16 protein-coding genes are annotated in these 20694 nt (G+C 71.5%); 10 read left to right on the top strand and 6 right to left on the bottom strand.

The features are described 5' to 3' along the window. The first annotated feature begins 361 nt into the window (after positions 1–361). Together ABEA43_RS23485 and ABEA43_RS23490 are read left to right on the top strand one after the other, a co-directional pair. Positions 362–1318, top strand: a complete 957-nt coding sequence (locus ABEA43_RS23485) for an ArsR/SmtB family transcription factor (RefSeq protein WP_345564888.1) — start codon at positions 362–364, stop codon at positions 1316–1318. Between the two features lie 198 nt (positions 1319–1516). After that, positions 1517–3628 (top strand): alpha/beta hydrolase-fold protein, encoded by a 2112-nt coding sequence (locus ABEA43_RS23490; RefSeq protein ID WP_345564889.1) that lies wholly within the window; start codon positions 1517–1519, stop codon positions 3626–3628. A 10-nt stretch (positions 3629–3638) separates the two neighbouring features. Here ABEA43_RS23490 and ABEA43_RS23495 read toward each other — a convergent pair whose 3' ends face one another. Beyond that, on the bottom strand, positions 3639–5117 hold the full coding sequence (locus ABEA43_RS23495; RefSeq protein WP_345564890.1) for an Nramp family divalent metal transporter: 1479 nt from the start codon (positions 5115–5117) through the stop codon (positions 3639–3641). Positions 5118–5200: 83 nt separating this feature from the next. Then, complete coding sequence (gene glgA, locus ABEA43_RS23500) at positions 5201–6373, bottom strand: glycogen synthase (RefSeq protein WP_345564892.1); 1173 nt, start codon at positions 6371–6373, stop codon at positions 5201–5203. Positions 6374–6581: 208 nt separating this feature from the next. Here glgA and glgC point away from each other — a divergent pair, with 208 nt between their 5' ends. Next, positions 6582–7817, top strand: coding sequence for a glucose-1-phosphate adenylyltransferase (gene glgC / locus ABEA43_RS23505; protein ID WP_345564894.1), 1236 nt, complete (start codon positions 6582–6584; stop codon positions 7815–7817). Between the two features lie 853 nt (positions 7818–8670). Here glgC and ABEA43_RS23510 read toward each other — a convergent pair. Continuing rightward, positions 8671–9270, bottom strand: coding sequence for a hypothetical protein (locus tag ABEA43_RS23510; RefSeq protein ID WP_345564896.1), 600 nt, complete (start codon positions 9268–9270; stop codon positions 8671–8673). Positions 9271–9780: 510 nt separating this feature from the next. Between ABEA43_RS23510 and ABEA43_RS23515 the strand changes: the two genes are divergently transcribed. Further along, positions 9781–10407, top strand: a complete 627-nt coding sequence (locus ABEA43_RS23515; RefSeq protein WP_345564897.1) for a nuclear transport factor 2 family protein — start codon at positions 9781–9783, stop codon at positions 10405–10407. 401 nt (positions 10408–10808) lie between these two features. Here ABEA43_RS23515 and ABEA43_RS23520 read toward each other — a convergent pair whose 3' ends face one another. The 3 genes from ABEA43_RS23520 to ABEA43_RS23530 form a co-directional block, all read right to left on the bottom strand. Continuing rightward, positions 10809–12239, bottom strand: coding sequence for a hypothetical protein (locus ABEA43_RS23520; RefSeq protein ID WP_345564898.1), 1431 nt, complete (start codon positions 12237–12239; stop codon positions 10809–10811). A gap of 70 nt (positions 12240–12309) precedes the next feature. Further along, positions 12310–12678 (bottom strand): PH domain-containing protein, encoded by a 369-nt coding sequence (locus tag ABEA43_RS23525; RefSeq protein ID WP_345564900.1) that lies wholly within the window; start codon positions 12676–12678, stop codon positions 12310–12312. A 71-nt stretch (positions 12679–12749) separates the two neighbouring features. Further along, positions 12750–13154 (bottom strand): nitroreductase family deazaflavin-dependent oxidoreductase, encoded by a 405-nt coding sequence (locus ABEA43_RS23530; protein WP_345564902.1) that lies wholly within the window; start codon positions 13152–13154, stop codon positions 12750–12752. A 146-nt stretch (positions 13155–13300) separates the two neighbouring features. On the opposite strand from ABEA43_RS23530, the gene ABEA43_RS23535 reads away from it, so the two are divergent. Genes ABEA43_RS23535 through ABEA43_RS23560 form a run of 6 tightly spaced genes read left to right on the top strand, consistent with a single transcriptional unit; the run spans position 13301 to position 20658 of the window. Beyond that, on the top strand, positions 13301–14299 hold the full coding sequence (locus tag ABEA43_RS23535; protein WP_345564904.1) for a LacI family DNA-binding transcriptional regulator: 999 nt from the start codon (positions 13301–13303) through the stop codon (positions 14297–14299). Next, positions 14296–15561, top strand: coding sequence for a sugar ABC transporter substrate-binding protein (locus ABEA43_RS23540; RefSeq protein WP_345564906.1), 1266 nt, complete (start codon positions 14296–14298; stop codon positions 15559–15561). Before ABEA43_RS23535 ends, ABEA43_RS23540 begins: the two co-directional genes overlap by 4 nt. A 12-nt stretch (positions 15562–15573) precedes the next feature. Continuing rightward, positions 15574–16503: a carbohydrate ABC transporter permease gene (locus ABEA43_RS23545; RefSeq protein WP_345564907.1), complete on the top strand. Its 930-nt coding sequence runs from the start codon at positions 15574–15576 to the stop codon at positions 16501–16503. Continuing rightward, a complete protein-coding gene (locus tag ABEA43_RS23550) occupies positions 16500–17321 on the top strand; it encodes a carbohydrate ABC transporter permease (RefSeq protein WP_345564909.1) in 822 nt (273 codons plus the stop codon). The genes ABEA43_RS23545 and ABEA43_RS23550 overlap by 4 nt, the downstream gene beginning before the upstream one ends. A gap of 12 nt (positions 17322–17333) precedes the next feature. After that, positions 17334–18854, top strand: a complete 1521-nt coding sequence (locus ABEA43_RS23555; protein WP_345564911.1) for a glucoamylase family protein — start codon at positions 17334–17336, stop codon at positions 18852–18854. A 16-nt stretch (positions 18855–18870) separates the two neighbouring features. Continuing rightward, positions 18871–20658, top strand: a complete 1788-nt coding sequence (locus ABEA43_RS23560; RefSeq protein ID WP_345564913.1) for a GH39 family glycosyl hydrolase — start codon at positions 18871–18873, stop codon at positions 20656–20658. Positions 20659–20694 lie beyond the last annotated feature (36 nt).

The following is a 20694-nucleotide window of genomic DNA, read 5'->3' on the forward strand; positions in this document are numbered from 1 at the left end:
TAGAGCAGCGCCGCGACGGCCAGTCCGCTGCCGCCGACGTCCTCGGCCACGGCCGCCAGCACCGGCCACGCCCCCGCCGTCACCGCCGCGACCGCGCCCGCGACCCCGGCCACCCCCGCCAGCAGCGGTAATCGCGGCGACCTGGCCAGGCCGTGCAGCGCGTCAGCCGTCATCTCCACGTCACCTCGCCGGAACGTCCAACATCATCCACAGGATGACGTGCCGGTACGCGCGGCGGAAGCGTCAACCGTGCAACCGGCCTGAAAGTCCGGCGAAAGGGTCAGGGCTAGGTTGACGGACACGACTTGGACGACCTGAAGGAGCCGACGTAACCAGCACATCCGTGTGGAGTGAACTGCGCATGACCTCCACGCCCCAGCTGTCCATCTCGATCTCTCCGCACCTGACGGCGCTCGCCATGATCAGCGACGCGCTCGCCGGCCGCCGCAGGGGCCTGCCGGAGCTCTGGCGCAAGGCGCTCAGCTCCCGGGTCGGCCCGCTCGGCCACCAGGCCGTCCGCCCGCTCGCCGCACCCGGCTACTCGGTGGTCCCCGACAGCATCGTGCCGCGCACGCCGATCGGCGGCGACGTCTCCGTGCAGGCCCAGATCGACGCCCTGCGCGACCTGCCGCCCGAGCGGCTGGCCGCGGATCTGGAGCAGGCGTTCGGTGACGGGCCGCTGCCCGCGCACTGGCGCTCGGCCGCCGAGCACCCCGGCCGCTGGCTGCAGGGCTACGCCGGTGCCCTGGCCGACGTCTGGAGCACCGCCGAGCCGCTGTGGCGGCGGGCGCGCCCGCTGCTGGACAGGGAGGTCAGGAGGGTGGGCGTCGCCGCCGTGCGCGGGGGTCCCGAGCTGCTGCTGGGGTCGCTGAACAGCCGCATCGTGTACGCCGAGCGCGGCCTGCTCATCTCCGACGTCGAAGCCAGCACGTACGACCTGGGCGACCGGAAGATCGTCCTCGTGCCGATGCTGGCCGGCAAGGACGCCGTGATCGTGAGCCTGGACCACGAGCAGGCCGTGTGGATCGCGTACCCGGTGCCCGGCGCGCAGGCGCTGTGGCGCCACCCCGTCGCTCCGGCGCTCGACGAGTTGTCGGCGCTGATGGGCCCGGTGCGCGCGGACCTGCTGTGCGCGCTGGGCCGGCCCATGACGATGAGCATGCTCGCCGGCGGGATGCGGATCGCGCCGAGCAGCATCACCTATCACTGCGACCGGCTCCGCGCCGCGCAGCTGATCACCAGGGAGCGCCGGGGCCGCGAGGTGTGGATCGCCCGCACCCACCGCGCCGACGAGCTCCTGGAGCTGTACCGCCGATAGACCGCGGGCGCGCCGGCGCGCCCGCGGTCGTCCTCAGCCATCCTCAGCCCGCCTGGCCGAACGGGTAGAGCAGCGGCCCGCCGCGAGCCCGAGACCGGCGGGGCGGGAGAGGCGGCTCGGTTGACACGGGCCCACCGGCACCACGAAACTCTCCCGAAACAACAGCGTGCCTACGGTAAACGTTTACAGGAGCGGTCGATGCCCAAACCCCCATGGATCGCCGCCGGCGTGCTGGCCCTCCTCACCGCGCTCGTGACCGCGGCCGTCCCTGCGGCGCCCGGCGAGACGGACATGCGGGCGGGCGGCACGCTCACCACCGGGTCGGCGCCGTCGGAGGCGCTGGGCGAGAACATCGCCTACAACGTCTACCTCCCGCGCGGCTACGACCGGAGCACCGCCCGCCTTCCCGTGCTCTACCTCCTGCACGGCCGCGGCGACACCATGCAGGCCTGGACGCGGGTCAAGACCACGCTCGACGACATGATCAAGACCAAGCGGATCCCGCAGGTCATCGCCGTCATGCCGGACGCCCCCTGGAACGAGCGCGGCAACTGGTACGTGGACTCCCGCTACACCGGCGCCGACCTGCCCGGCCGGCCGGTGGAGACGGCGCTGACGCGCGACCTGGTCGCGCACGTGGACGCGACGTACCGTACGGCCCCCATCAGGCAGGCCCGCCTGGTCGGCGGCTACTCGATGGGCGGCGCGGGCGCGCTGCGGTTCGCGCTGGCCCACCAGGACCTGTTCAGCGCGGCGGCCGTGCTCAGCCCCGCCGTCTACACGCCGCTGCCGCCCGCCGACTCCTCCACCCGCGACTACGGCGCGTACGGCGCGGGCGCGGACAAGTTCTCCGACGAGGTGTACCGCGAGCTCGCCTACCCCGCGCTGCTCCCCAAGCTCGACCCCGACCTGCCCGTACGGATGTTCGTGGCGGTCGGCGACGACGAGTACGCCAACCCCGGCCCGGCCGACGCGCGCCACGACCTGGACTTCGAGTCCGCCGCCCTCTACAACGCCGTCCGGCGCTCGCCCGCCGTCTCCGCCCAGCTCCGCGTCCTCGACGGCGGCCACGACTGGACGGTCTGGGCGCCGGCCTTCGAGCAGGCGATGGCCGAGCTCGGCCCGGGCCTGAGCGTCACGCCGCCGACCGGTCTGCCCGCCCCGTTGCACGGCACGCCCGCCGCCGACTGGGCGGGCGGCGTCGCGGCCCACCAGGACGGCTCCCTGACCGTCGGGTACGCGGCCGGCGGCCCGGTGAACGGTCAGCCGCACGCGGGCCGCCTCGACGCCGTGCTCACCCGTACCGGCGCCAAGCCCTGGACCACGCAGTTCGGGACCGCGGGCGACGAGCGGCTGTACGGCGTCGCCGCCCTGCCCGACGGCGGCGTGCTCGCGGCCGGCTACACCAAGGGCGACCTGGACGGCGGCCACGCCGGCAACACCACGGACGACGCGTTCGTGGCCAGGCTCGACGCGAGCGGCGCCGTCCGCTGGATCACCCAGTTCGGCGCGAAGGACGCCGCCGACCGCCTCTACGGCCTGACCGCCGCCCCGGACGGAGGCGCGTACGTGGCGGGCTACACCAAGGGCGCCCTGGACGGCCAGAACAGCGGCGACAAGGACGCCCTGCTCGCCCGCCTCACCCCCGAGGGCGAGGTGTCCTGGATCCGCCAGTACGGCGGCGCGGGCGAGGACAAGGCGACCGGCGTGGCCGCGGACGCCACGAACGTCTACCTCACCGGCAGCGCCACCGCCGCACTCCCCGGCACGACCGCGCTCGGCGGCCTCGACGGCTGGATCGCCGCCTACGCCGCGGACGGCACCAGGAAGTGGGCCACCACGGCGGGCGGCACGGGCGACGACCGGCTGAACGCGGTCGCCGTCACCACCGCGGGTCTCGCGGTGGCCACCGGCGCGGCGTCGGGAGACGCGATCACGCTCGCCTACACCGCCCAGGGCAAGCGGCGCTGGCAGCACACCCTGGCCACCACCGCCGCCGACGAGGGCGCCGCCGTGACGCCGCTGCCCGGCGGCGAGGTCGAGGTCGTGGGCTACACCCGGGGACGGATCGGGGTGCAGGCGGGCGGCGCCGACGTGGTGGCGGCCCGGCTGGACGCCAAGGGCGGGCAGCGCGCCGCCGTCCAGCTCGGCACCGCCAGGGACGACGCCGTGGACGCCTTCGCCGAGCCCAACCTGTACGCCGCCGCCACGCCCGCCGGCAAGGTCGCGATCTCCGGCCTCACGTACGGCACGCCGGAAGGCGGCGCCGCCCCCGGGAACGGCGACGTCTTCCTGACCACGATCGACTAGCCACGATCAATCAGAAGGTCACGAGCGGATCGCCGATGAAGTCGGCGATGAAGTTGACGAAGAAGAACCCGAAGAACAGGAAGTTGAGCACGAGGATGACGTAGTGCCAGGGACGCGGGCGGGCCGGGCGCGGCAGCTTGCTGTTGAGGTAGATCAGCAGGAACGGATAGATCAGCGCGCCCAGGTTCGACATGTTCGCCGACCACTCCACCAGGCCCACGGGCAGGCCCTGGAAGATGATGATCGAGATCACCACCAGCAGCAGGAGCATGAACGGGTAGTAGAACCGGCGCGGATCGCCCTGGATCAGAGCGCGCAGGCGCGGGCTCGTGGAGTTGGCCGCGTCGGTCGTCACCCGCACCATCGCCTCGAAGATGCCGAGCTGCGTGGAGAACAGGATCAGCACGCCGACCACGAGCGCGACGTAGAACACGACCTGGCCGTATTCGTCGCCGAGCGCGCTGGCCACGAACGTCGGGACGTTCGCGCGCGTCGGCTTCTCGCCCGACAGCGTGACCGCCTGCGCCATCAGGAGCGTGGGCAGCAGCATGCCGAGGATGGCGCCGACGAAGAACACGCCCCACATGTCGATCATCAGCAGCCGGTACCACCTGCGCCACAGGCCCCGGTTGCGCTCGTCGTCGGGGAAGGTGACGCCGCTGGCCAGGATCTCGCGGCCGTCGCCGCGCAGGCCGGAGATGTAGCCGACACGGTGGCCCATGCCGTAGCCCTTGTCGCGGTAGTGGCCCATCACGTACCAGTTCAGGCCCGAGGCCAGCGCGGTGAACCCGGCCAGCGCGCCGAGCTGCGTCGCGGTGATCCCGGCGGGCGGCGCGGCCGGGGTGAGGAAGCCGCGGATGCCCTCCCACCACTGGCTCCACGGCACTACCAGCAGGTCCACGGCCAGCAGGGCGAGCAGGATGGTGCTGACCATGACCCAGTTCGCCAGCTCCAGGGCGCGGCTGATGCGGCGGGCGGCTGCCGTGATGACGAACACCAGCACCAGCAGGCCGACGGCCCACCAGCGCGGCTCCGCGTCCGTGGCCGCCGGGGGCACGCCGTGGACCAGCGCGTACACGCCCTGTCCCGCCGACGCGGCCCAGCCGCCCGCGATGAACGCGAAGATCACGATGAGGACGGACAGCGGCACCCAGAGCGGCCAGCCCGGCGGCACCCGCCCCCAGCCGACCACCGGGGCCTCGCCGGTGGCCAGGACGTAGCGCGAGCACTCCACGTTGTAGAACGTCTGCAGCACGGCCGACACCACGATGACCCAGCCGACGCCGACGAATCCGTACTGCCCCACGCTCAGGGGGCCGAGCAGCCATTCTCCGCTGCCGATCGAGATGCCGAGCGCGATCAGGCTCGGGCCGATGGCATATTTGACGAGTTCCTTGGGGCCGATCTTGGAGACCTTGAAGACCTCCTCCGGCGTGGGCAGGTCGGTGACTTCGAGATCGGGACGGCTGACTCCGAGCGGGTGCGACATGTCACTGCCTCCTGCCGTTCAGGGTGATCCCGAACGACGGCGGCTACAAGACCCAATTGCCGCCCGCGGCCCGGCCGGAGGCGTCAGGACCGCAGGGACGCGTACAGCTCCAGCGTGCGGTGGGCGATGCGGGACCAGGAGAAATGGCCGACCGCGCGGGCCCGGCCCGCCACGCCCATGGCCCGCGCCCGCGCGGGATCGCGCAGCAGCGCGTTGACCCGCTCGGCCAGGTCCGCCGCGAACAGCTCCGGATCGTGCGGCGTGCCGTCGGCGCCCTGGGAGATCGGCACCAGGAGCCCCGTCTCACCGTCGGCCACGACCTCGGGAATGCCGCCCGTGGCCGTCGCCACCACGGCCGTCTCGCAGGCCATCGCCTCCAGGTTCACGATGCCCATGGGCTCGTAGACCGACGGGCACACGAACACCGTCGCGTGCGTCAGCAGCTGGATCACCTCGGGCTTGGGCAGCATCTCCTGGATCCAGAACACGCCCTTCCTGTCGAGGCCGCGCACCAGCTCCGTCACCTCGGCCGCGATCTCCGGCGTGTCCGGCGCGCCCGCGCACAGCACGAGCTGCGCCTCAGGGTCGAAGGACCGCGCCGCGTGCAGGAGGTGGACCAGCCCTTTCTGGCGGGTGATGCGGCCCACGAAGACGATGTACGGCCTGCGCGGATCGACCCCGTGCTTCTCCAGCACGTCCACCCCGGAGTCGGGGGCGTATTCGGCGGTGTCGATGCCGTTGTGGATGACGGACACCTTCTCCGCCGGGATCTCGGGGTAGGCGGCGAGCACGTCGCGCCGCATCCCCTCCGACACGGCGATCACCGCGTCCGCGGCGGCCAGGGCGGTCCGCTCGGCCCACGACGAGATCGTGTAACCGCCGCCGAGCTGCTCGGCCTTCCACGGCCGCAGCGGCTCCAGGCTGTGCGTGGTGATCACATGGGGGACGCCGTGCAGCATCTTCGCGACATGCCCGGCGAAGTTGGCGTACCAGGTGTGCGAGTGAACGACGTCGGCGCCCGCGCAGGCGGCGGCCATCTCCAGGTCCACGCCGAGCACCTGGAGCGCGGCGTTGGCGCTCTCCAGCCCGCCCGGCACCCGGTAGGCCGCGACCCCCGGCTCGTCGCGATCGGCCCCGAAGCAGCGCACGCGTACGTCGGCCAGTTTCCGCAGCTCCCTGGCCAGATATTCCATGTGCACCCCGGCTCCGCCGTACACCTCTGGCGGATACTCCCGGCTGAGCAGATCAACACGCATGACACGACCTTATGGCGGGTCACGCCCCATGGACCACCATCATGAGCGGGTTTCGCGCAGACGATCAACCTGAGCATAGGGAACACATCGAACAAGCCCAAGCTCGGTAACGCCGGTCGGTGCATAGGCCAACAAAGTGGGACACGAAGGAAGTTCACCGTGCGGGGTTTCGTCGATAGATCGGCCATTTGAGGGTAGCGTCCTGGACATGAGGTCCCGGAGGGTGCTTGCGGTTGTGCTGGCAGGTGGAGAGGGTAAGAGGCTCATGCCGCTCACGGCGGATCGGGCGAAACCGGCGGTGCCGTTCGGCGGAATGTATCGGCTCGTCGATTTCGTGCTGTCCAACCTGGCGAACGGCGGCTTCCTGAAGATCGTCGTACTGACGCAGTACAAGAACCATAGCCTCGACCGGCACGTCTCGCGGACCTGGCGGCTGTCGGCGATGCTGGGCAACTACGTCACGCCGGTGCCGGCGCAGCAGCGGCTCGGGCCGCGGTGGTTCTCGGGCTCGGCGGACGCCCTGTTCCAGAACCTGAACCTGATCTACGACGAGATGCCCGAGCACGTGATCGTGTTCGGCGCCGACCACATCTACCGGATGGATCCGCGGCAGATGGTCGAGCAGCACGAGGACTCGGGCGCGGACGTGACGGTGGCGGCGATCAGGCAGCCGCTGTCGCTCGCCGACCAGTTCGGCGTGATCGAGACCGATCCCGAGGGGCGGCGGATCGTCGCGTTCAGGGAGAAGCCCAAGGACGCCGTCGGGCTGGCCGACTCGCCCGACGAGGTGTACGCCTCGATGGGCAACTACGTGTTCAAGACGCAGGCGATGATCGACGCGCTGCGCGAGGACGCGCTCGACCCCACCAGCAAGCACGACCTGGGCGGCAACATCATCCCCATGCTGGTCAAGTCGGGCGGCGCGGACGTCTACGACTTCGCCAACAACGTCGTCCCCGGCTCCAGCGAACGGGACCGGGGCTACTGGCGCGACGTGGGGACGCTGGACGCCTACTACGAGGCCCACATGGACCTCATCTCGGCGCATCCGGTCTTCAACCTGTACAACGACAAATGGCCGATCTTCACGGGGCACGACCCGCTGCCCCCGGCCAAGTTCGTGCACAACGACGGCGACCGGGTGGGGCGGGCGATCGACTCGCTGGTGTCGCCCGGCGTGATCGTCTCCGGCGGCACGGCGATCAGGTCGATCCTGTCGCCCAAGGTCGTGCTCCACTCGCACTCGCTGGTGGAGGACTCCGTGCTGATGGAGAACGTCAAGGTCGGCCGGGGCGCCATCGTCCGCAAGGCGATCGTCGACAAGAACGTCGTGATCCCGGACGGGGCGCGGATCGGGTTCGACCTCGAGTACGACCGCACCCGCTTCGCGCTGACGAGGGGCGGGGTCGTGGTGATCGGCAAGAACGAGATCGTCGACCGCTGACGCCAACCGGCCGCGCGGCCTTTGCGGGCCGCGCGACGTAACGGGCCGTGCGACGTAACGGGCCGTGCGACGTAACGGGCCGTGCGACGTAACCGGTCGCGCGACGTAACCGGTCGCGCGGCCTCCAGGTCCGTGCTTGCGGCCTCAGGCTTCGGTCCGGCGGGCTGTGTGACCTGAGCTGCCCGCGACCTGACGGCCCGCGTGCTGGTGCTGGCGCCTGCCCGCACCGACGTCGCGCCGAGCCAGCCGCCCGCCCCCCTGGAACCCCTGGTACGGCCACCGGGGGGCAGCACGGGCCGACACCACGCAGGCCACGCGGAAACGGGGCCGCCTGGCGCCCCAGAGACCACCACACGCCGCATTCGGGCCACATGGCGCAGCGCGCCCAGACCGCACCTGGGCCACGCACCGAGCTGGGCGGCCAATGGCGCCCCCATGGTCACGCGCTGCTGAGCCGACCGCTATACGCGGGGGGCTGGCATCCCGGTGAGCGCTGCGCAGAACCTGGCCGTCCGGAACCTTGCCGTCCGAACCTGCGGGTCCGCAACCGGGCAGGGCAGGCGGGGGTGGGAACCCGGCAGGACTGAGGGAGGGAAGCGGGCGGGGTTGGGGGCGAAAGCCGGGCGGCCTGGGGGAGCGGGCCGCCGGGCGTGACCCCGTGGAGAAGCGCCGGGGGGAGGGCGGCCAGGAGAGGGAAGATCAGGATCGCAGGGCGGCCAGGAGAGGGGAGATCAGGATCGCAGGGCGGAAGGTGGACGCGGACGGGATCGTGCGCCGGTGAAAAGCAGGGGTCCCGGGCCACAACGACAGTGTCCCGGGACCTAGCCGGACGAGTGCCCGGACGGACGTGTGACTAACGGCCGAACCAGATGCCAGGCCAGCTGTAGCCGCCCCAGCCGCGCTCGCCCCAGGTGCCGTGCGTCGTGCCGGTGCCCCAGCCCCGGTCGTTCCAGCGAACGCCGTGGTCGGTGCCGAAGCTGCTGTCGTGCCCGCGGCCCCAGCCGTCCCGGTTCCAGGAGCCGCGGTCCCAGCCATCCCGGTTCCAGCCGTCCCGGTTCCAGCCGTCGCCGTTCCAGTTGCCCTGGTTCCAGCCGTCGTTGTTCCAGCCGTCGCCGTTCCAGCTGCCCCGGTTCCAGTCGCTGCCGCGGTCCCAGCCGTTGTTCCAGCCGTTCCCGTTCCAGCCCTGGTCGTCGCTGTGGTCGTTGCTGTGGTCGTCGCTGTTCCAGCCCTGGTCGTGACCCCGGTCGTGCCGGTTCTCGTCCTTGCGGCCTTCACAGGCGTCGGCGTCACGACGTCCGGCGTACACGCCATAGCCGTCGATGCGAAGCGAGTGATGAGAGTCGGCCACGCTCAGGTCGCAAGCGACCGGTGCGGCGCTGGCCGGGCTGGCCGTGCCGATGAGCGCGGCGGCGGTGATAAGTGCACCACCTGCTGCTATGAGGTTACCTTTCATGATCTCCCCCTGTAATCACGAAGTGACAACGGTTCAACACTGTACGTAGTCAATCCCGTAACGCGGTGTAACGCCACGCCCGGAACGTCTCGTCACTTTGGCGGCCCGACTGACCTGATCGCGGGTATGTCGGCACCTGCAGGGAGACGCGGTAGATGCGGTGCTGATGTCCCGCAACGGCGATAACCAAAAGCTATGGCAACAGGTCTTGGACCTGGCGCACGCCGACTGCCCATGATCGTCGCCATGAGCACCCAGCAGCCCGCCTCTCCTTCCCCCGCGCCCGCCCCTTCCTCGCCCGCTCCTTTCCCGCCCGCCCCCGCCCCTTCTCCACCCTCGCCCGCCCCTTTCCCGCCCGCGCCCGCCCCTTCCCTGGCAGCCTCTTCCCTGACCGCGCCGGTCCTTTTGTCGCCCGCATCAGCCCTTCCCCCATCCGAGCCCACCCTTTCCCGCGCCCCGCAGCCTCGATCCGGCACGAAGCAGCCCGCCCGGCCCCGCCACGTCCGGCCGATGGCTTGGCCTACGGCGCGGCCGCCGACGGCTTGGCCCACGGGGCAGCCAGGGGAGACGTGGCTCGCCCACCTGGCGGCTCTCTCCGGGAAGTGGTTCGGCGGGGACCGGCGCGTCCGGCTGGTGGCTTGGCCCACGGCGCGTGTCCGGATCGGGGTGCGGATGGCCGTGGCCGCCACCGGGTTGGCGCTGGCGGTGAGCGCTTGCGGACCGGCTCCCGACACGTCCCCGCCGGGCGCGGCGCCGGACACCTCATCGCCGGTCCCGATGACCTCCGCGACCACCCCCGCCGGCGGCTCGTCCTCGGTGGCAGTGACGGCGGCGGCCCGCGCCTACGTGGACGCGGTGAACGCCCGAGACCTGGACGCGCTCGTGACCGCCTTCGCTCCCGACGCCGAGATCATGGACGTCAGCCGCAGCATCCGGGGGCACGACGCCATCCGCGAATGGGCGGATCGCGAGGTGATCGGCGGCACCCTGCGCGTCGTCTCGACCCCCGAGAGCCGCCCGGACGGCCAGAAGCTGCTGGTCCACTGGGCACCGGAGGGCTCAGACGGCTGGCGGGCCCACTACGACTTCACGGTGGGCAACGGCCGCATCGTCAAGCTAGACCTCCAGTACGCCTGACCAGACCGCCCAGCGCCGACCTGCCCAGCGCCGACCTGCCCGGCGTCGGACCGGGGGATGCTTGGGCCACCTGACCACCGACCCTCCAGGCCGCTGGACTTCCGGACGCCCTGATCGGACCGCTCGGACGCCTGACCGCACCGCCGGGACGCCTGATCGCACCGCTCGGACGTGGGATCCGGACTGCCCGAGCGCGTGACCGGATCGCCCGGAGAGCGACTGGATTGTCCAGACGCTTGACCCGCCTCGCTGCTCACCCGACTTGCCGGTCACTCGCCTCGCCGGTCCCCCACCTCGTCGGCCAACGGGCCCCCGGCCAACGGGCCCCGCTATCCGGCTACGCGGCCTCCGGGTAACGGGTCACTTGGCTACCCCAGCCGTCGGAGCAGGCCAGCGGCGGGTTAGTGGTTGCGCCAGAGGGTGACTTGGGTGAGGTCGGTGGTGTTGGGGGTCGAGCCTGCGGCGTAGACCTCGTCCGACCCCGGGCGGTGGGAGAGGGTCGTGACGGTGCCGGCGATCTCGGTGGACGTCCAGCGGCCGCCCGCATGATGCAGCAGCCGGGAGCCGGTCGAGTCGAGCACCCACACCCCGCCCCGCCCGTCCGGCTCCGCCTGCGTGAACGTCCGCCCGGACGCCCCCCACAGGCACCGCCATCCGCCGCCGTCCCAGTGCAGGGCCACCGGCCGCAGGATCTCCAAGGGCTCGCCTTGCGCGTCGGTCTTACCCGGCGCCAGCCACGACACCCCGCCCACCGCCCACACGTCGTCGGTGCCCAGGACCGCCACGTCGTCGAGATGGGCGCGGGGTGAGGAGACCTTGCGCGGCAGGCCGAGCTCGGGCACGCCCACGGCCTGCCAGGCGGAGCCGTTCCAGCGCGCCGCAGGCTGCGGACGCGCGCTGGAACGGTGTGCGGCAGGCTGCGCCGGGGAGACCGCCGCGCTCACCGTCCACACGTTCGCGCCCTCGCCGCCGACGGCGCTCGCGCCGACCGGCAGCCGGTACGCCTGCCACGCCGAGCCGTCCCACCGCAGAGCCGTACGCCCCGAGACCACCCATGGGCCACGCGCGGCCGTGCCGTACAGGCCGATGCCCGAGCCGTCCCGCCCCGCGAACCGCCCCGGGACCAGCCGACCGTCGCTGAACGTGCCCACCTGCCCCGACTGCCCGAACGCCCACGCCAGCTCGCCCGACACGGCCCCCACCGCCGTGACCGCCGCCCTCGGCAGCGGGAACGACTCCCAGCGGGCCCCGTCCCACCGCCGCAACCCCTCGAACGTCTCCACCACGCCGCCCGTCTCCCGCCGCTGCGTGGAATGGGTCGCCCACACCGCGCCGTCGCCGCCCACTGCCAGGTCGTCCAGCCGCCCGTGCCCCTCGCCGCGCGAGACCACCCGCCACGGGGAAGCGCTCGGAGCGGCCCGCAAGTCGTCCATGGAGAGGGCGGGCTGAGCGCAACGGGCCGGGTCGGCGGGGAGCGCGGCCGGCGCGGTCCCGGGCATCGGCACCGGAGTGATCGACCCGACGGCGTGGTCGGACGGCCCGCCAGTGCCATCAGGTGACGGCCCCCCACTGGCGGAAGACTGGCCGGGAGCGCCGGACGACGTACCGGTGCCGGGTGGCCCGCCGGGGTCGGTGGGGGAGCCGCCGCGTCCGGGCGTCCCCCCGCAGCCGGCGAGCGCCACCAGCACCATCACGACCGCGATCGACCCCCGCGCGGCCCGTCCCGCCAGCACCATCACGACCGCGATCGACCCCCGCGCGGCCCGTCCCGCCAGCACGGTCACTACCGCGATCGACCCCCGCGCGGCTCGGACCACCTGCACAATCTCCACCGCGATCGACCCCCGCACGGCTCGGACCACCAGCCCGCCCCCTCGGCGCGACCCCGCGAAGGGGCGGCGCTCAGGGTTGTGAAATGTAGTGAAGGATGACGTTGTGCACGTGGTGCGCCTTGTTGTCCCCCCTGAAGTCCACCTCATACGTGTGCGTCCCGACATGGATGGCGATGGCCCCCGAGGAGAAGAACCCCCCGGCGATGGACTTGTTGCTCACCACGCTCACCGCGGAGATCTTCCCGTACGGAATGCTCGTGATCGCGATCCGCTTGCCCGCGAAAGACTTGTCCTGCACGATCACACGCCGATCCGTCAGCCCGAGGAAGCCGGTGCCCGCCCCGATCGCGTCATAGACGGCGATGATCCGCTCGCCCTGCAGGAGCCCGCTCTCGATCTGCTTGAGTTGTTCTTTCCGGTCGTAGGGGATGTCAGCCATGCCGGCACAACGAACCGGCCCGGCCCCCGCGTTCCCAGGCGCGTTCCCGAAGAGGGCGAGGGCCGGGAGGGTCACTCGGCGCGTTCCAGGACGACCACCGGGATCTCGCGTCCGGTCTTCTGCTGGTAGTTGTCGTAGTCCGGCCACGTCCTCGTCATGAGCCGCCACAGCTCGGGCTTCTCCGCCTCGACGGCCGTGCGCGCCCGCGCCTTGAACTTGTCGCCTTTGACCTGCACCTCGACGTCCGGGTTGGCCTGCAGGTTCTTGTACCACTCCGGATGGTCGGGGTCCCCGCCCTTGGACGCGACCACGATGTGGTCCGCGCCGTGCGGCTGGTAGATCAGCGGCGTCGTGTACGGCCTGCCGGAGTTGCGGCCTTTGGTGGTGAGGAGGAGGACTGTCGTGTTGTTCCAGTCGTGTCCTTCAGCGCCGTCGGTTTCCTGATAACGCTGGACGTGTTCCTTGCCATAGAGCATGCTCCGGCACTACCCAGCGGCGGCGTGACCTCACCGTTACTCGCCGGGGTCTGTACGAGAAGTTAACGCCCCTGGCACACTGCATTTGTGTAAGCGCTTACATGCGCCGTGATGAAAGCGCTTACACAGGCAGAGGGAGACGCTTGATGGACGTGACCATCTACGAGGTGGCCAAGCGGGCCGGCGTGTCGATCGCGACCGTGTCCAGAGCCTTGCGCGGCACCGGCCCCGTCGCCGCCAAGACGCGCGAGAAGGTGCTCAAAGCCGTCGAAGAGCTCAACTTCACGCCCAGCCGCCTCGGCGTCAGCCTGGCCGAGGGCCGCCACGCCGCCAACGGCATCGTCTTCCCCGACCTCGCGGGCCCCTACTACACCGAGGTCCTGCTCGGGTACGAGGAGGTCGCCTCGGAGCTGGGCCGGTCGGTGGTCATCCTGTCGACCAAGGGCCGCACGAAGGTCAACGACCTGATCAAGGACCTGGCCGGCCGGGTCGACGGCCTGCTGATCTTCGGCCACACCGTGCCGGAGCCGCTGGTCGCCGAGCTCGTCCGGCTGGGCGTCCGGCTGGTGTTCATCTCGCGCGAGCCGCTGCCCGGAGCCGACACGCTGCGCAGCGAGAACACCGCCTCCGCCCGGGCGCTGGCCGGCCACCTGACCGGGCACGGCTACGAGCGTTTCGCCTTCCTCGGCGCGCCGCTGTCCAGCCAGGACGACGTGGACGAGCGCTGGCAGGGCGTGCGCGCCGCGCTCGGCGGCGCGATCGAGGCCGTGCCCACCCGCGCGTACACCGTGGAGTGCGGCTTCGAGGCGGCCAGAGACCTGCTGGGCGGCCGGAACAGGCCGGAGGCGATCGTCTGCTCCGACGACGAGGTGGCGCTCGGCGCGCTGCTGGCCGCCGAGGAGCTCGGCCTGGACGTGCCCGGCGACGTGGCCGTCACCGGCTGGGACGACATCATGGCCGCCCGGCACTCCCGCCCCGCGCTGACCACCGTACGCCAGCCGATGCGCGAGCTCGGCGCCCGCGCCGCCCGCGCGCTGGACGAGCTGATCACCGGCGTCCGCGACACCCCACGGCACCTCATCCTGACCACCGAGCTGATCGTGCGTTCCAGCTGCGGTCACCACCCCCAGGAGGTATCCACGTGAACACGACCACCCGGCGCGCCGCCACGGGCGTGCTGGCGATCGCGATCCTGGCCGCGGGCTGCGGCCGCAGCGCAGAGCAGGCGCCTGAGCAGGCACAGGACGTCACGACAGGAAAGATCACGGGGGAGGTCACCGTCTGGGCGATGGGCGAGGAGGGCAACGCGCTCGGCGCGTTCGTCAAGGACTTCGAGAGCGCCAACCCCGGGGTGAAGGTCAACGTCACGGCCATCGGCTGGGACGTGGCGCACGACAAGCTCACGGCCGCCATCGCGGGCGGCGCCACGCCCGACATCAGCATGATCGGCTCGACCTGGTCGGGCGAGCTGGCCAAGACCGGCGCGCTCGAACCGACGCCGGGCAACCTGGTCGACAAGAGCCTCTTCTTCCCCGGGGCCTGGCAGACGGTCGACGTCAACGGCACCGCGTACGGCGTCCCCTGGTACGTCGAGACCCGGGTCCTCTACTACCGCACCGACCAGGCCGAGAAGGCGGGCGTGCGGCCGCCGCAGACGTGGCAGGAGTTCACCGCGTTCGCCAAGGCGCTCAAGGAGAAGGGCGGCGCGAAGAACGGCTTCAACCAGAGCTACACCCTCGGCGCGTCCTGGCAGGAGGTGCTGCCGCTGATCTGGCAGGCCGGCGGGGAGATCGTCAAGGACGGGAAGTACACGTTCGACACCCCGCAGGCGCTCACCGCGCTCAAGCAGTACGAGTCGCTGTTCAAGCAGAAGCTGGCCCCGAACAACACCCCTGAGGGCGCTTTCCCGCAGAGCTTCATCAAGGGCGAGGTCGGCGGCTTCTTCTCCGGCCCGTGGATGGTCGGCGTGCTGAACAACGACGGCGGCCCCGGCTTCAAGGACAAGTTCGACGTGGCCACCTACCCCAAGGGCCCGGTCTCGCGGACGAGCTTCGTGGGCGGCGCCGACATGGCGGTGTTCAAGAAGGCGAAGAACCGCGACGCGGCCTGGACGTTCATCAAGTGGCTGAGCGAGCCGAAGGTCCAGGCCAAGTGGTACAGCACGGTCAAGGCGCTGCCCGCGGTGCAGGCCGCCTGGCAGGAGCCCGAGCTGAGCTCCGACAAGCAGCTCGCGGTCTTCGGCGAGCAGCTCAAGGACGCCAAGACGCCGCCGCCGTTCCCGACGTGGGAGCAGGTGGCCAAGGTCCTGGAGGCGGAGCTGGAGAAGCTGGCGCGCGGCCGGCAGACGCCGGAGCAGACGGCCCAGGCGATCCAGTCCCAGGCCGCCACGATCGGCACCGGCCTGTAGGCGGGGGCGGACATGGCCGTGCTCACCAGGAAGGCGCCGCCCGCCCCGGCCCCGGTCAGGGTCAGGGGCCCGTTACGGCAGGCCGGCATCGGATGGATGTTCATCCTGCCGTTCGTGGTGCTGTTCGTGGTCTTCTACCTGGGACCGCTGCTCGTCGGCATCGGCATGAGCTTCACCGACATGCGCAGCACCGACGTGACCGACCCGCTCGGCGTCAACCTGGTCGGCGTCGACAACTACCTGCGGCTCATGAACGACGGCGCCATGCGCAGGGCGGCGGTCAACACCGTGGTCTTCGTGCTCACCGCCCTGCCGCTGACCATCGGGCTCGGGCTGGGCGCCGCCGTGCTGCTCAACTCGGGGATCGCCCGGCTGCCGGCCGCGTTCTTCCGGCTCGGCTACTACCTGCCGAACATCACCAGCATCATCGGCATCGCCGTGGCCTGGAAGTTCCTGCTGGAGCCCGAGGCCGGGCTGCTGAACCGGCTGCTCGAACTGGCCGGGATCGCGGGCCCCAACTGGCTGCAGAGCGAGGCCACGGCCCTGCCCTCGATCATCGTCATGACGGCCTGGCGCAGCTTCGGCTTCAACATGGTCGTGCTGCTCGCCGCGCTGCAGACCATTCCGCGAGAGCTGTACGAGGCCGCGGAGGTGGACGGCGCCGGCCGCTGGGCCCGCTTCCGCTCGGTGACCGTGCCCTCGCTCCGTCCCGTGCTGCTGTTCTGCACCGTCTACAGCTCGGTCGGCTTCATGCAGTTCCTGGAGGAGCCGCTGGTCATGACGAAGGGCGGCCCGCTCAACTCCACGCTGTCGGCCTCGCTGGCCATCTTCGGCCAGTTCGGCGTCGGCAACTTCGGCTACGCGGGCGCGGCGGCGACCGTGCTGTTCACGGTGATCGTCGCGCTGGCCGTCCTGCAACTGAGGCTGGGGAGGAACAGATGAGCCGGACCCGCCGCCAGCGCGCGGTCGTCTACCTCGGGCTCGGTGTGGGGCTGCTGCTGGTCGCCGGGCCGTTCCTGTGGACGGCGCTCAGCTCGTTCAAGCCCGAGCAGGAGATCAGGCGCGACCCGCCGACGTTCTGGCCGCAGACGTGGACGCTGGACAACTTCACCGAGCTGTTCGACCGCGTGAACATCGGCGGCGCCTTCGCCAACAGCCTGCTCATCGCGCTGGTGCTGGTCGCCACCAACCTGCTGTTCTGCTCGATGGTCGGCTACGCCTTCGCCAAGCTCACCTTCCGCGGCAAGGACCTCGCCTTCGGCCTGGTGCTGGTGCAGCTCGCGATCCCGGCGATCGTGCTCATGGTGCCGCAGTTCGTGCTGATCGCGAAGCTGGGCATGGTCAACACGTTCGTCGGGATCATCCTGCCGACGGTGGTGACGCCGCTCGGGGTGTTCATGATGCGCCAGTTCATCTCCGACCTGCCCGACGAGCTCATCCACGCGGCCAGGGTGGACGGCGCGGGGGAGTTCCGGATCTTCTTCACGATCATCCTGCCGCTGTGCGGGCCGCCGCTGGCCACGCTGGGGCTGATCACGTTCCTCGGCTCGTGGAACAACTTCCTGTGGCCGGCCGTGGTCGCGCAGAGCGAGAGCATGTACACCCTCCCGGTCGCCCTCAACATCCTCAACGGCCACGAGGCCACCCACTACAACCTGCTGGTCGCCGGGTCGGTCGTGGTGATCGCGCCGATCCTGTTCCTGTTCGTCTTCCTGCAGCGCTTCTTCATCCAGGGCATCGCCACCACCGGTCTCAAGTAAGAGGAGCTCCTCATGCGCAAGACGGTACTGTCCGGATTACTCGTGCTCGCCGTGGCCGTCCCCGCCACCGCGGCCAACGCCGCCGGCTCGGGGGACGCCACGCTGCTCCGCTACGCCAAGGACACGTGGCGGTCGATGGCCGCCATGGTCGAGCCGGCCACCGGCCTGCCCGCCGACAAGGTGACCGGCGACCTCGCGACCAGGGCCAAGGTCACCTCGCCCACGAACGCCGGCACGTACCTCTGGAGCACGCTCGCCGCCCGCGACCTGCGCCTGATCAGCTCGCGCGACGCCGCGAACCGGGTGGCCAAGGTGATCGGGGCGCTGGAGCGGCTGGAACGCAACGGCCCCACCGGCCAGTTCTACAACTGGTACGACCCCGCCACCCTCCAGCTCGTCCGCACCTGGCCGGACACCGGCGAGCCGGTGCGGCCGTTCGCCTCCAGCGTGGACAACGGCTGGCTGGCCACGGCGCTGATGATGGTCCGCAACGCCGTCCCCGCCCAGGCCGCCCGCGCCAACCGGCTGCTCTCCTCGATGAACTTCGCGTCCTACTACGACCCGGCCGCCCGCCCCGACGCGGGCACGGGGCTGCTGCGCGGCGGCTTCTGGCCGGAGCCGCCCGACGGCTGCAACGTGCCCAGCGACTACGCCGGCACCGGCACGACCGTCTACTCGACCTGCCACCATTACGGCGCGCCCGCCGAGACCCGGATCGGCCAGTACGTGGGCATCGCGCTCGGCCAGATCCCGCGCGAGAGCTACTTCGGGCCCTACCGCACGTTCCCTGACAACGGCTGCGACTTCGGCTGGCAGGAGCAGAAGCCGGTCGGGGCGTGGAAGACGTACCTGGGCGTGAACGTCTGGGAGGGCACCTACGGCTACCGCGGCATGCGGTACGTCCCGAACTGGGGCGGCTCGATGTTCGAGGCGCTCATGCCCGACCTGGTCGTCCCCGAGGCCGCGTGGGCGCCCCGAAGCTGGGGCCGCAACCATCCGGTGTTCGTCAAGGCCCAGATCGAGCACGGGCTGAACGAGGCGAAATACGGCTATTGGGGCTTCTCCCCGTCAAACAACCCGCACGGCGGCTACCGCGAGTACGGCGTGGACCCGCTCGGCATGGACGAGCCCGGCTACACCTCCGACGGCGAACGCACCAGCACCGACCCCGGCTACGAGGGCTGCCGCCCCGCCAAGCCGGCGCCTGCGGTCTATGGCGACGGCGTGGTGACCCCGCACGCCAGCTTCCTGGCCCTCCCGTACGCCCGCACCGCGGCCCTCGCGAACCTGGCCAAGCTGCGCGCGAACTTCGACGCCTACGGCCCCGGCGGCTTCTACGACGCGATCGCCGTCCGCTCAGGAGTCGTCTCGAAGTGGTACCTGGCGCTCGACCAGGGCATGGCCATGGCCGCCCTGGGCAACGTGCTCACCGGCGGGAGCCTGCACCGCTACTTCGCCGGCTCCGGCGTGGAGGCCAAGCTCCGCCCGGTGATGAAGATCGAGGAATGGGACGTCGTCCCGCCCACCCAGTGAAACGAGGAATCACCTGATGGACACGGCCGCGCATCGCGACTGGCAGGAGCGCATCGGCCAGGCCTCCGGCGAGCTCAGGGGGGCCTCGCGGCCCAGCCTTGAGGCGCCGTCGGGCCTCCGGGCGGTCCCCGGCGCCGGGCACGTGACGCTGACCTGGGACCCCGTTCCCGGCGCCATCGGCTACCTGGTGCACAGAGACGGTACGCCGGTCGGGCAGCCGGACGTGGACGTGCCCGCCGTGCCGTCCTGCCGGTACGTGGACACGGGCCACGGGGGCGCGGCCTACTCGGTGGCCGCGATCTCGGGCATGGAGCACGCGGGCCCGCTCTCGGCGGAGGTGCGGGCGGCTCCGCTGCCGCCGGGGGAGGGGGCCGCGGTCTCCATCCACGTGGACGCGCGGGAGGTGACCGGCGAGCTGCCGCGGCCGTGGGCGTACATGGTGGGGTCGGAGCACCTGTCGTACCTGCTGAGCACGGACGAGAGCGGCGGCAGGCCGATCGGCGCGGAGCTGACGGAGGCGCTGCGGATCGTCCACGACGAGCTCGGCGTCCAGACGGTCAGGGCGCACGCCATCCTCTGCGACGACCTGGGCGTCTACCGCGAGGTGGACGGGCGGGCGGTCTACGACTTCACCGGCGTGGACGCGGTCTACGACAAAGTGCTGGCCCTGGGCCTGCGGCCGATCGTGGAGCTCGGCTACATGCCGCGCGACCTGGCCGCGGACCCGTCCAAGACGGTCTTCGGCTACGAGGCGATCATCTCGCCGCCGAAGGACTTCGAGGCGTGGAGCGACCTGGTCAGGGCGCTGGTCGAGCACCTGGTGAGCCGGTACGGCGTGCACGAGCTGATCGACCACTGGGCCTTCGAGGTCTGGAACGAGCCGAACCTGGCCGTCTTCTGGTCCGGCACCCCCGAGGAGTACTTCCTGCTCTACGACGTCACCGCCGCCGCCGTGAAGAACGTCCACCCGGACCTGCGCGTCGGCGGCCCCGCCTCGGCCGCGAACGGCTGGGTGGAGGAGCTGCTGGAGCACGTCGCCGAGTCGGGCGCGGCGCTCGACTTCCTCTCCACCCACACCTACGGCAACGCCCCGCTCGACTGGCGGCCCGCGCTGGCCGCGCACGGGCGGGACGTGCCGATCTGGTGGACCGAGTGGGGCCCGACGCCGACCCACTTCCACGGCATCGGCGACGGGCCGTTCGGGGCGGCGTTCCTGCTGCACGGCATGAAGTCGGCGGCGGGCCGGGTGGCCGCGCTCGCGCACTGGGTGGCCTCCGACCACTTCGAGGAGCTGGGCAGGCCGCCGCGGCTGTTCCACGGCGGGTTCGGGCTGCTGACGGTCGGCAACCTGCGCAAACCCCGGTTCCACGCCCTCGCCCTGGCCGCCAGGCTCGGCGACGCGGAGCTGGGGGTCACGCTCGGCGGCGACGCGGGCGGCGTCGAGGCGTGGGCGGCCAGGCACGACGACGGCCGGATCGGCGTGCTGATCTGGAACGGCACCCTCGACCAGACCCAGGCCGGCGGCGCTCCCGAGCTGACGCGCACCGTGACGCTGACCATCGACGGGCTCGGCGGGGAGCACACGCTCACCCACCATCGCATCGACCACGAGCACTCGAACGCCGAGGCGGCGTGGCAGGCGATGGGCGGCGGCGACTGGCCGTCGGGCGAGCAGTGGGACCGGCTCCGCGCCGCCGCCGCACTGGCCGAGGCGGCGCCTCCGGCCAAGGTCGGCGGGGACTCGGTCACGCTCGCGTTCGACCTGCCCATGCCCGGCGTGTCGTTCATCGAACTGACAACCTAAAGGGCGGTCCTGTACGGAGGCGCACGCTGGTGAGAG

Origin of the sequence: Nonomuraea rosea (assembly GCF_039539705.1) — a bacterium.
GTDB lineage: Bacteria > Actinomycetota > Actinomycetes > Streptosporangiales > Streptosporangiaceae > Nonomuraea > Nonomuraea rosea.

What these genes read in the sequence shown, in the direction of transcription:
- ABEA43_RS23555 (WP_345564911.1), top strand. Translation starts at nt 17,334, where the DNA reads ATGCGCAAGACGGTACTGTCCGGATTACTCGTGCTCGCCGTGGCCGTC.
- ABEA43_RS23485 (WP_345564888.1), top strand. Translation starts at nt 362, where the DNA reads ATGACCTCCACGCCCCAGCTGTCCATCTCGATCTCTCCGCACCTGACG.
- ABEA43_RS23510 (WP_345564896.1), bottom strand. Translation starts at nt 9,270, where the DNA reads ATGAAAGGTAACCTCATAGCAGCAGGTGGTGCACTTATCACCGCCGCC.
- ABEA43_RS23515 (WP_345564897.1), top strand. Translation starts at nt 9,781, where the DNA reads ATGGCTTGGCCTACGGCGCGGCCGCCGACGGCTTGGCCCACGGGGCAG.
- ABEA43_RS23490 (WP_345564889.1), top strand. Translation starts at nt 1,517, where the DNA reads ATGCCCAAACCCCCATGGATCGCCGCCGGCGTGCTGGCCCTCCTCACC.
- ABEA43_RS23550 (WP_345564909.1), top strand. Translation starts at nt 16,500, where the DNA reads ATGAGCCGGACCCGCCGCCAGCGCGCGGTCGTCTACCTCGGGCTCGGT.
- ABEA43_RS23535 (WP_345564904.1), top strand. Translation starts at nt 13,301, where the DNA reads ATGGACGTGACCATCTACGAGGTGGCCAAGCGGGCCGGCGTGTCGATC.
- ABEA43_RS23560 (WP_345564913.1), top strand. Translation starts at nt 18,871, where the DNA reads ATGGACACGGCCGCGCATCGCGACTGGCAGGAGCGCATCGGCCAGGCC.
- glgC (WP_345564894.1), top strand. Translation starts at nt 6,582, where the DNA reads ATGAGGTCCCGGAGGGTGCTTGCGGTTGTGCTGGCAGGTGGAGAGGGT.
- ABEA43_RS23530 (WP_345564902.1), bottom strand. Translation starts at nt 13,154, where the DNA reads ATGCTCTATGGCAAGGAACACGTCCAGCGTTATCAGGAAACCGACGGC.
- ABEA43_RS23495 (WP_345564890.1), bottom strand. Translation starts at nt 5,117, where the DNA reads ATGTCGCACCCGCTCGGAGTCAGCCGTCCCGATCTCGAAGTCACCGAC.
- glgA (WP_345564892.1), bottom strand. Translation starts at nt 6,373, where the DNA reads ATGCGTGTTGATCTGCTCAGCCGGGAGTATCCGCCAGAGGTGTACGGC.
- ABEA43_RS23525 (WP_345564900.1), bottom strand. Translation starts at nt 12,678, where the DNA reads ATGGCTGACATCCCCTACGACCGGAAAGAACAACTCAAGCAGATCGAG.
- ABEA43_RS23545 (WP_345564907.1), top strand. Translation starts at nt 15,574, where the DNA reads ATGGCCGTGCTCACCAGGAAGGCGCCGCCCGCCCCGGCCCCGGTCAGG.